Source organism: Streptomyces sp. NPDC001868 (genome assembly GCF_040297125.1).
In the GTDB taxonomy this organism is placed as follows: Bacteria; Actinomycetota; Actinomycetes; order Streptomycetales; family Streptomycetaceae; genus Streptomyces.
Genome location: NZ_JBEOYO010000001.1, coordinates 315331 through 326681, shown reverse-complemented (window position 1 = coordinate 326681; position 11351 = coordinate 315331). Strand labels below are relative to the sequence as shown.

The following is an 11351-nucleotide window of genomic DNA, read 5'->3' as shown; positions in this document are numbered from 1 at the left end:
GACCCCTGCCTCCCTCCGACCCTCCTGCCGCCCGACAGCCCAGCAACTTCTCCCCGCCGCAACGGCGTTCGGCCACGACGGCGTATCCCGGCGGTGCCGAACCCGGGCGCGCCCGACCGCCCTCACCCCACCCTCATCCCTCGGAGGAACACCCATGCCCAGAATCAAGCACCGGCACAGAGCGCGTCGCAGACGCGCGGTCCTCGGCTCCCTCACCGCGGCCGCCCTGGTCGGCGGACTCGCCCTCACCAACGGTCTTGCCGCGGACGCAGCCCCGGAAGCGAACAGCGGCGCCCAGCGCACGCAGAACGGCATCACCCTCCTCGACACGCTCACCGTCCCCGCCGGCACCACGGAACTCGGCATGCCCTTCGGCGGCCTCTCCGGCATCGACTACGACCCGCGGACCCACACCTACGCGGCCCTCAGCGACGACCGCTCGGAGAACGGCAAAGCCCGCTTCTACACCCTCCAACTCCCCTTGAAGGGAAAGGAGTTCGCCGCCGACAAGCCCGCCCTCGACGCCCTGACCGTCCTCGACGACACGACCGGCGAACCCTTCGCCGCCAAGGCCGTCGACCCGGAGGCGATCCGCTGGAACCCGGACGGCAAGGGCCTGTTGTGGACCAGCGAGGGCGCCTCGTCCTCCGGGCAGCCGGCGTTCGTCCGGGAGACGTCCGCGTCCGGTGCGTACATACGCGAACTCCCGCTGCCGAAGGCGTACGCCCCGGTCCGCTCCGAGTCGGGCACGCTCACCGCCGGCGTCCGCAACAACCAGGCGCTGGAAGGGCTCACCCTCTCCCCGGACGGCCGCAAGGCCGTCACGATCACCGAGAACGCGCTCGTCCAGGACGGCCCGGCGGCCGGACTGACCGCCAAGAGCCCCTCACGCCTCCTCGTGACGGACCGCCGTACCGGCAAGGCGGAGGCCGAGCACGTCTACGAGGTCGACCCGATCTCCGCCGCGCCCACCGCCCCGCTGCCCGCACCCGTCGGCACCTACTCCGCCGACCGCGGCGTCTCCGAGATCCTCGCGATCAACAAGACCGACTACCTCACCGTCGAGCGCTCCTTCGCCTCCGGCGTCGGCTTCGCGATCCGCCTGTACTGGACCACCACGCGCGGCGCGACGGACGTACACGGCGAGGCGAAGCTGTCCGGCGCGGAGCGGCCCATGCCCAAGAAGCTGCTCTACGACTTCACCCTCTCCGGCACGGACGCCGACAACGTCGAGGGCATCACCTGGGGCCCTACCCTGCCCGACGGCTCCCGCACCCTCGTCCTGGTCGCCGACGACAACTTCGGCTTCAACGGCAGCGTCACCAAGTTCCATCTGCTGTCCGTGCGTCCCGGGCTCCTGACCGGTGGTTCCCCGGACGTCCCGAAGCAGCCGTCCACGGTCGACGTCCAACTGCTCTCCTTCAACGACTTCCACGGCAACCTGGAACCGCCCACGGGCCGTGACGCCAACCTCGGCTCCAAGCTGGACCCGAAGTCCACCCCGGTCGGCGGCGCGGAGTATCTGGCGGCCCGGCTGAAGCAGCTCCGCGAGGGCACGGACGCCTCGCTGACCGTCGCCGCCGGTGATGTCATAGGCGCCAGCCCCTTCCTCTCCGGCCTCTTCCACGACGAACCGACCGTCGAGTCCATGGAGAAGCTGCGCCTGGACGTCACGAGCGTCGGCAACCACGAGTTCGACGAGGGCACCGAGGAACTCCTGCGCATCCAGCACGGCGGCTGCCATCCCGACGACGGCTGCTACATCGAGGGCGAGCCGTACGACGGCTCCGCGTTCCCCTGGCTCGCGGCCAACGTCCTCGACCGCACCACCGGCAAGCCGCTCCTCGCCCCCACCTGGGTGAAGAAGGTCGACGGCGTCAAGGTCGGCTTCATCGGCATGACCCTGGAGGGCACCCCCGAGGTCACCGGCCAGTCCGGCATCAGGTCCGTACGCTTCACCGACGAGGTCGAGACCGCCGACGCCGCCGCGCGCGAGCTGCGCCGCCAGGGCGTCGAGGCGATCGTGGTCCTGCTCCACGAGGGCGGGGTCCAGGCCGGTTCGTACGGGCAGTGCGACGGCATCTCCGGACCGATCGTCGACATCGCCAAGCACCTGGACCCGGCCATCGACGCCGTCGTCACCGGCCACACCCACCAGCCCTACATCTGCTCCCTGCCCGACCCGGCAGGCAACCCCCGTACGGTCACCTCGGCCTCGTCCTTCGGCCGCGTCGTCACCGAGACGCGACTCCCGGTGGACCGTCGCACCGGTGACGTCGTACGCGACCAAGTCGCCGCGATGAACCACCTGGTGACCCGCACGGGAGCCAAGGACACCGACCAGACGGCCGTCATCGACAAGTGGAAGGCACTCTCCGCGCCCCTGGCCAACCGTGTCGTCGGCAGCGTCACCGCCGACATCACCCGCTCCGAGACCCGCGACGCCGAGTCGGACCTCGCGAACCTCGTCGCGGACGCCCAGCTCGCGGCCACCTCGGCACCCGAACGGGGAGGCGCCCAGATCGCGTTGATGAACCCCGGCGGCGTACGGGCGGACCTCGTCCACGCCTCCTCCACGGGCGGCGAGGCCCCGGGCGAGATCACCTACGCCGAGGCCTTCGCCGTACAGCCCTTCGCCGGGTCCCTGGTCTCGGTCGACCTCACCGGAGCGCAGATCGAGAAGATCCTGGAGGAACAGTTCAACGACTCCGGTACCCGCGCGCCGACCCTGATGCTGGGCGTCTCCAAGGGCCTGACCTACTCCTTCTCCCGCAGCGCCCCGGTCGGCGACCGTGTCGACCCGTCCTCGATCAAGCTCGACGGCGAGACCCTGAACCCGGACACCACCTACCGGGTGACCGCCAACACCTTCCTCGCGGCGGGCGGCGACGGCTTCACCACCTTCGCCGAGGGCGGCAACACGGTCGGAGGCGGCGACGACATCACCGCGCTCACCGACCACCTCACGGCCCACAGCCCGGTGGCACCGCCGGGGACGGACCGGGTGACCGAACTGCCCTGACGGGCAAGGGGGTTGAGATCCCCACAGGCCGGCCATGGTGGGGAGGGACGCTGCTCGTGAGCGTTCCTTCCCACCAGGCCGCCGACAGCCGTGCGGCGGTCCACAGGCCGCCTTCCGGAGCTTCACCGGCCCCAGTTCCGGCCTCTTCGCCGAGCACTCGTCGCCCGACGAACGTCCGCGCAGTCGCCGCCACAGCCACGGCCCGAGGAAGTCGACAGCCCAGCGCACCTCGACACCGACGGCCCGCAGAGCGGGGACCGCGGGCCGGGGAGGCAGCGGATCGGCCCTGCCGCGTACGGCGAGATCGGCGTACCTGAGGCCCGGCTCGTGCCCCGCCAGCACCTCGGCCGGCCGGTCGGCCCAGCCCCGGTGTCCGCCCGCCTGATCGGGATCGCCGTGGGCACCTACTCCTCCAAGTTCACCGCACCCCACTCGCCATCGAACTCCACCGACGCGGCTGGATCCTGTCGTTGGGCCATGGAGGGGGCGACGCCTCGGCGGTGACCTCGTCGAGGCTGTCGACGGTATCGCTGACCAGGGCGGATGCCCTTGAGGGCACTCCCGTTGCCCCGTCGTGTGTACGGATGCCCTTGAAGCGTCGATCGTCGGCGGCCTACTGTCAGGCGGACCGTGTTCCGGTGGCGTGCCGGGCCGCCGGGGGAGCGGTACGCCGCCGCTATGAGAGGAACGCCTGCTGTGCGTGAGCGCAAGGAGCGGGAGAAGGCCGAGACCGCCGGACCCTTCATCCAGCCGCCCGGGAACAGCACGCCCGAACACCGCTTGGCCCAGGACCACGGTGCGATGACGCCGGCCCAGGCGATCGCACTCCAACGCACCGCGGGCAACGTGGCGGTGAGCCGGATGGTCGGCCGGAGCCGGGGAGCGGGGCCGAAGACTCCCTGGGCCGCGCCGGCGACACGCTCCAAGCGGACCCAGGGCGAGGCCGGCATAGAGCGCGGCGAAAGCCCGCCGCAGCAACAGCAGCGCGTCGAGCAGGATCAGCGGACGACCAGGGCCACCCGCAGCGGAAAGGCCGGCACGTCGGTCAAGGGCAAGGAGAAGGGGGAGGAGCCGGAGCAGATCGGCAACCCCACCCTCCGGTTCACCTCCACCTACGTCGGCCCCACGGAGCAGTCCCTCACCGCCGGCCAGGAGATCGGCTTCGAACAGGTGGCGACGCTGCACCGGGCGAGCGGGATGACGACGCGGGCGGACGAGGCGTACGACTTCTGGCAGGAGGTCACCGACACGAACTCCCAGATCGCACCGGACGCCGTCAACTACCGTCCCAAGAAGTCCAAGCGCCCCTGGGTCGTGGACGGCCCCTTCCGTCCGCCCTACAACAGCGACGACGGAACGATCGCCAACGAAGCCGACCGCATCTCCTTCATCGACAGTCCCGGATTCTCGGGCCGCATGAGGATGACCGACGGCTACTGGCTCTCTTCCTACGAGGTCAAGTTCCGCTGGAAGGTCCGCCGCAAGCAGGGCGGCCGGTTCACCAAGAACGAACCGTTCTGGGCCAGTGACGAAATGGTCCACCGGGTGGAATCGAAGTTCGACCCCGAGAACCCGGACGCGACCGCGCGGATCACCGCCACGCCGGCGGGCGACCGCGTCTGGAACGTCGAACTGCCCGACTGAGCCTCGCCGCCGTGCCGTCGCCACCGAGCCGGGCCTCGATGGCGACGATCCGGAGGGCCGCTCAGCCCAGTACGTCGCGCAGCAGCCGCGCGTTCTTCACCGCCTGGCTCGATCCGGTGCGTCCCGCGACCGTGGTGACCTCGGGTATCTCGCCCTTCGCCGCGCAGCGGGAGGCGCAGTCGACGCCGAGGGCGAGCAGTGCTCCGGCGCCCCGGACCACGGGGTCACGCAGCAGGTGGGGCAGGAGGGCTTCGAGCACGGACCAGACGGTGGCGTACGCGCCCGTGTCGGCCGCCGTCCGCAGGGAGGCGGTCACCCGGCTCGCCTCTATCCACTTGCCGCGCAGCATCTCGGCCAGCTGCCGTCCGAGCAGGCCGGTGTCCAGCTGTCCCCGCGCGGCGAGCACGAGCAGCGTGTCCACCGCCGCGTCGCGTTCGCCCCGCTGGTCGTAGGTGAGGGTGTACGCCAGCGCCAGGTGCAGCGCGAATCCCGCCGGGCCGCCCGACTCCGCGGCGAACGGCAGGGCGTGGGCCCAGCCCCGCATGGACACGCGGTACCTGAAGTAGTCGCGGGCCAGCACGAGTTCGCGGTGGTGGGGCAGCTGGGCGAGCCAGAAGGGGACCATCGGGTCGTACAGACCGTCGTTGCGGTACGGCCCGATCAGGGTCTCGGCGGCCGGGAGCAGCTCAGGGCCGGGGGCCGGCTCGGGGGGCAGGTGGCTCAGCCATTCCGTCGGGTGCTTGCCCGAGTGGGCGTCGGGCCAGCCCGCGTGACCGGAATCCCCGTACGGCAGACCGCCCCCGCGCAGCCACCGCGCCAACCGGTGCCCGGCGTCGGACCCGAGCTGCCCGGCCGCTTCCCACACGCTCTCGTCGGCGGTCGGGGTGACGCGCAGCAGCGCCTGGGCCAGGTCGACCGGCGCGGGCGTGATCCCGAGCCCGTCGAGCACCGAGAGACGCCGCACGAGTACGGCGGCCTCCAACGCACCCGTGGCGTCGGTGGGCACGGCCAGCAGGAACGGCTGGGCGTCGGTCTCGATGATGTCGATCGCCTCGGCCAGGCGCGCCCTGAGCAGTTCCCCGGCCGGGGAGGAGTGGCTGACCCTGAAGCGGGCGTCGAGGTGGCGCTCCCTCGGCTCGTCGCCCCGCAGCGCCCTGGCCACGTCGTACACGTCGGACTGGGTGAAGTCGACGGTGTCACGGGGTTCCTTGCGCATGACCGGTTTCAGCGCCCGGGCCAGGGCCTCCCGGTCGAGGTGGGCGTGCCGGACCAGCCCGTCCAGGACACGCTCGAACGCCACCACGTCCTTGCCGTTCGCGACGACCGCCGCGAGCTCCTCGGCGACCTCGACGGCCGTCTCGATCGGGCCCGGCACCGGACGGGTTTCGGGCACGGCGGGCAGCGAGTCGGCGTACCGGTCGGTGAGTCGGTCCGGCGCGTCGGTGAGTCGGTCCGGTGTGGTGCCGAGGAGCTCCGCGGCCCGTGCCGCGAGACCGGGGCTGATCCGTGCGGCGGCCGTACGCAGCTCCGGCAGTACCGAGCCGCCCGCGGCCTTGAGGTGCCGGGCGATCACGTCGAGGGCCCGCTCCTGGAGGTCGACGTCCCGGTGGTCGAGGGCCGTGGCCGCGTCGAGCACGGTCCGGGCGGCGCGCGCGGGGTCCCGGCGGGCCGCGCGGTCGAGCCGGGTGAGCTGGGCGCGGACCAGCTTCTTCTCCGGGCGGAGCAGGACCCGTTCGCACACCTCGGTGCACACGTCGGGCTCCAGCAGCCCGGCCTCGTCCAGGCCGATCAGGACCTCCTGGGCGTAGGAGGCCACCGGCGACGACAGGTCGAGCAATGCCACATGGTCCCGGAGGGTGGGCGCGTTCTCGGCCGGGGTGAGGGCGAGGGCGCGCAGGTACGCGAGCGCCGGCGCGGTCTCTGCGCGCGAGCCGTTCTGGAGCAGCCGCGCGAGCAACCGCTCGGCGAGTACGACGCGTTCACGGGTCACTGAGGCGTGTTCCGCCGGGGTGAGGGCGAGTTCCGTCAGCGCGGCCGCGGCGTCCCACTCCCCTCCCTCGCCGGCCGCCAGGTCGGCGAAGACGCGCCGGATCAGCGCGGCACGGTCCACCAGGCCCTCCTCGGAGAGGCTGATGAGCACGCCGAGCCTGGTGTCCTCCCTGACGGACGGCATGCCACTGGTGGTACGCCAGTGGTGGAACGAGCCCGCGCCGAGGTCCACGCCCGGTCGGTCCAGCACCAGCGGCAGGAGTTTCGGCGTCAGTTCGTCCGCGCGCAGCCGCTCCAGGAAGTTGGCGCCGGGCCGAGGCCCGCCGCGCAGGTGTGCGGGATACTGCCAGGTGCTGTTGCGCCAGCACAGCCAGTTGTCGATGAACCCGTCGGAGGTCGGGACGGGGCAGCCTGTGTCGTGGACGAGGTGTTCGACGAGGTCGGACCTGATGCTCTCTCCCGGCTTCGACTGATCGGCAAGCTGTGCGGCCAACTCGGCCCGCCAGGCGACGGGGTGGAGGTTCACTACGTCGAGCATCCAGACGCCGCCGAGGGGCAGAAGACCCTCGTTGCTGCCGTTCTCGGGCCGCAGGATCCAGTCGGCCGCGGCCACGGGGTCGATCCGGCAGCCGAGTTCGGCGGCGAGCTGGGCGGCTCTCTCCTCCTCGGGGACGCGGTACCAGCCGGCCCGCATCGGCGCGCGCCGGGCCTCCAGTGCCTCGGCCTGTGCCGCGCGCTCGTCCGGAGTCAGGGCGCCGAGTTCCCTGAGCACCGCGCCGACATCGCCGGCTTCCGCGAGGTGGACCAGTGTCATCGTGCCGTCTCCGCTCGTGCCGCAGTCGCCGCCGCTGTCCCTGTGACGTCCGCCTGCGCGTCCGCCGCCGTGCCGCGCACCATGCCCACCGCGAGCACGTGCTTGCAGGGGCCGCGCCCGCCCCGGTACTTCGCCCACCAGAAGCAGGTGCAGCTCAGCCGGTCGGACGCGTCGGTGCGCACCACATGGGCGTCGTCGCCCTTCCCGACCCGGGCCAGCGGACCGTCGAGCCGTACCGCCCCGTCCGCGACGAGCGCCCGCGCCCCGCGCAGCCGGGGGTTGCGCGTCTCGGCGGCGCTCGCGCGGTAGGGCAGATGGCGGTGGAAGTACGCCTGCTCGGCGAGGTCGTAGCCGATCTGCCCGGACGTGCCCAGCACGGTCAGCGCGGCGCGCACCCGGTCGGCCGGCAGGCCGGTCGGCGCCGACAGTTCGGTGACATCGATCCGCGGCTCCCAGGCCAGCAGTTCGGCGACCCGTTCCGCGTCCGCCGCGGTGGCCCCGCCGGCGAGGTCGTGGAGCACTCCGCCCTCGCCGGAGAAGCCGCGTGAGGCACTCTGGGAGAGCATCAACGTCAGCCGCATGCCCGGCAGTTCGACCTCCCAGGCGACGGCGGCGGCCCCGTCCGTGTCGGCCGGGGCGGTCGGCGCGTACACCCGTACGGTCGTCGCGTGCCGCAGGACCGTCCGCAGGGTCAGCAGCCGCTCGGGCCCGGGGAGACATACGGCACCCGGCGCCGGTCTGGTCGTGGGGCGCAGGGTGCGGCCCACGGGCACCACCCAGCGGGTCGTACGGGCGTCGGGCCGCTGGGTGGGCCGGGGCAGTGCCCGCAGCACGGCGGCGGCCTCCACGGCGGGCACCTCGGCCCGAAGGGCGAAACCCGCCGCGAGCACCTGGGCCTCGGCGAAGCCGCGCAGCCAGCGCTCCGGCAGCGGGACCTTCTTCTCCACGAACTCGCCGGCGAAGCTCCTGACCGTCAACTCCTCGGGCCCGACGGCCAGATGGAGGGGGTCGAGCCCGCCGAGCCCGGCCAGCGCCCGGCGCAGCGGCGGGTTGACGTCCACGTTCGTGGTGCCGTGGCCGACGTCGTCACCGTCGAGGCCGGGCGCGAGGACGTCGAGGCGGGCGTAGACACCGCAGCAGCCGGAGAAGGACTCCATCCGCAGCCGGTCGCCGTCGGCCGTCACCACCGGATCGAGCGAGGCGCGGGCGCCCGGCCGGTAATAGCGGGCGGCGGCCACGTCGGCGACCGCGAGCAGTGCCGTCGCCGCGGCGGCCGGGGCGGTCAGGAATCCGCTGAAGAACCGGGGGTTGGCCGTCTCCCCGGCCGGGGTGGCACCGCCGGAGGTCTCCAGCGCGAGGGTGCGCCCGGCCGTGGACTCGCGCACGGCCGAGGGGCGTAAGTAGGAGTAGGAGTGCATGAGTTGGGTCACACGCACACGCTACGGCCGGGTACTGACACCGGGCCGCATGGGCGTGCTCGGGGGAGGGCGATGACGGTCGGTTCCCTGTCTCCCCGAGCCCGCAGGAGACGACGGCACCCCCGCCGGGCGCGTCGGCGATACCCCGGCCGATCCCCGTCGGCACATGGGGCCCACCTCCGGCCGGGCCGCCTCCCGCCGGGCCGCCTCGACCGTCCCGGTGACGCCGGCGCGTCGAGGAGGTGCCGGCGGTGAGCGGCGAACGACCCGGCACCCCACGAGGCGCTCCCGCCGCTCCGGTCGTACCCTGACCTCATCGGATGACGTGCGGAACGACGGTGGTGCCCCTGCCGCGCCGGAAGGAGCGGCTCCCATGCACGGGTATGCGACCACGCACGGCGACGAGGTCATGGCGACGGCGGGCGGGCTGCTGGACCTGTTGCACGTCGCGTCGGTGGTCCTGGACGCGGACGGCCGTATCACGCTGTGGAGCCCCGCGATGGAGCAGCTGCTCGGCTATTCCGCGCAGGAGGCACTCCGGCAGCGCGCCGACACCCTGCTGGTCACGCCCGAGAACCGGCCACGGGCCCGGGAGCTCTTCACACAGGTCCGGTCGGGGTCCCAGTGGGTGGGTGTCTTTCCGCTGAGGCACCGTGACGGCGGGGAGCGCGCCGTGGAGTTCCGCACCATGCGGCTGCTCGACGGCGAGGGGACGCCGCACCTGCTAGGGCTGGCCGCGGACGCCATGACCGTGCGGCGCGTCGAGCGGGATCTGGCCCTCTCCCACAGCCTCGTCACCCAGACCCCGGTGGGTATCGCCGTCTTCGACACCACCCTGCGGTGGATCGGCGTCAATCCCGCGTTGGAGCGCATGAACGGGGTGCCGGAGTCGGCCCTGGTGGGCCGCCGGGTGGGTGAGGTGCTGCCGGATCTGGACGTGGAAGCCATCGAGGCCCGAATGCGGCACGTCCTGGAGACCGGCAGACCCCTGCTCGACCAGCAGACCGTCGGCCACACGGCGGCGGACGCCGAGGACCGCACGTTCTCCGAGTCCTACCACCGCATCGAGGACACGAACGGCCGGGTGCTCGGGCTCGCCATGGCCGTCCTGGACGTCACCGAACGCCAGCAGGCCGCCGCCGAGGTCGCCCAGGCACGCCGGCGGCTCGCCGTGATCGCGGACGCCGGGGTACGGATCGGCACCACGCTGGACCTGGAGCGGACCGCGCGGGAACTGGCCGACGTCGCCGTGCCGGAGGTGGCGGATCTGGCCGCCGTGGACGTCCTGGAGTCCGTCGTGGCCCTCGGCACCGTCACGCCCGTCACCGGTGACTCCCCGGCCGAGTTCCGGGCACTCGCCGTGGCGGCGGGGCACCCCTCCGACGCGATCCACGCCGCCGACCCGGTCGGCGAACTGGCCACTCACAGATCGTCGAGGATCATCACCCAATGTGTCCGCGGCGCCCGGCCGATTCTCATCGCACGCGTGGACGAACGGGCGATGCGGCGGATCGCCCGGGACGCGCCGGCCGCCCGGGCCCTCCTCGCGGCGGGCGTCCACTCCTACGTGGCGCTGCCGCTGGTGGCCCGGGGCAGTGTGCTCGGCACCCTCAGCCTGTACCGCACGGTCAACGAACGCCCCTTCGACGATCAGGACTGCCTCCTCGCCTCGGAGCTCGCCGCGCGCGCCGCCATCTGCATCGACAACGCACGCCTCTACGGCCGGGAACGCGCCACCGCCCTGACGCTGCAGCGCAGCCTGCTCCCCGCCACCCCGGTCCAGCCGGAGGGGCTCGACATCGCCGCCCGCTACCGCCCGGCGCTCAGCGATGTGGGCGGCGACTGGTACGACGTGCTCCCGCTGGGCCCGGGACGTACCGGACTCGTCGTGGGAGACGTGATGGGGAAGGGTGTCCAGGCCGCCGCGATCATGGGGCAGCTGAGCAGCGCCACCCGCGCGCTCGCCCGCCTCGACCTGCGGCCCGCGGAACTGCTGCGGCACCTCGACGACATCGCCGGCTCCCTCGGAGACACCATCGCCACCTGCGTGTACGCCGTGTGCGACCTGACGCGCGGCACCTGCACCCTCGCCAGCGCCGGCCACCTGCCGCCCATCCTGGTGACGGCCGACGGCACCGCGCGCCTCGTCGACGTCCCCAGCGGTGTACCGCTCGGCGTGGGCGGCGTGGACTTCGGGACCGTGGAAGTGGCACTCGCCCCCGGCTCGCTGCTCGCTCTCTACACGGACGGACTGGTCGAGAACCGGGCGGACCCCATCGACACCGGCCTCGCCACCCTCACCCGCCTCCTCCGGTCCACGGGCGGCACCTCCCTGGAACGGGGCAGCGACACCCTCCTCGGCGCCCTCAGCCCACGCCCGGACGACGATGTGGCACTCCTCCTGGTCCGCGTCCGCCCCCGCGCGTGAACCGGGGCCCGGTCGGCGACCGCCTCACGCGCCCAC

At 72.9% G+C, this 11351-nt stretch carries 5 protein-coding genes; 3 read left to right on the top strand and 2 right to left on the bottom strand.

The features are described from left to right. The first annotated feature begins 154 nt into the window (after window positions 1-154). On the top strand, window positions 155-3022 hold the full coding sequence (locus ABT147_RS01585) for an esterase-like activity of phytase family protein (protein ID WP_351401525.1): 2868 nt from the start codon (window positions 155-157) through the stop codon (window positions 3020-3022). 696 nt (window positions 3023-3718) lie between these two features. Further along, window positions 3719-4666, top strand: a complete 948-nt coding sequence (locus ABT147_RS01575) for a hypothetical protein (RefSeq protein ID WP_351401523.1) — start codon at window positions 3719-3721, stop codon at window positions 4664-4666. A 61-nt stretch (window positions 4667-4727) separates the two neighbouring features. On the opposite strand, the gene ABT147_RS01570 is transcribed toward ABT147_RS01575, so the two are convergent. Next, window positions 4728-7469 (bottom strand): DUF6493 family protein, encoded by a 2742-nt coding sequence (locus tag ABT147_RS01570; RefSeq protein ID WP_351401521.1) that lies wholly within the window; start codon window positions 7467-7469, stop codon window positions 4728-4730. Further along, window positions 7466-8887 carry an SWIM zinc finger family protein gene (locus ABT147_RS01565; RefSeq protein WP_351401948.1) on the bottom strand — a complete coding sequence of 474 codons (1422 nt, stop codon included), beginning with the start codon at window positions 8885-8887 and terminating at the stop codon, window positions 7466-7468. Before ABT147_RS01565 ends, ABT147_RS01570 begins: the two co-directional genes overlap by 4 nt. A 373-nt stretch (window positions 8888-9260) precedes the next feature. Here ABT147_RS01565 and ABT147_RS01560 point away from each other — a divergent pair, with 373 nt between their 5' ends. Then, window positions 9261-11315 (top strand): SpoIIE family protein phosphatase, encoded by a 2055-nt coding sequence (locus ABT147_RS01560; protein WP_351401519.1) that lies wholly within the window; start codon window positions 9261-9263, stop codon window positions 11313-11315. Window positions 11316-11351 lie beyond the last annotated feature (36 nt).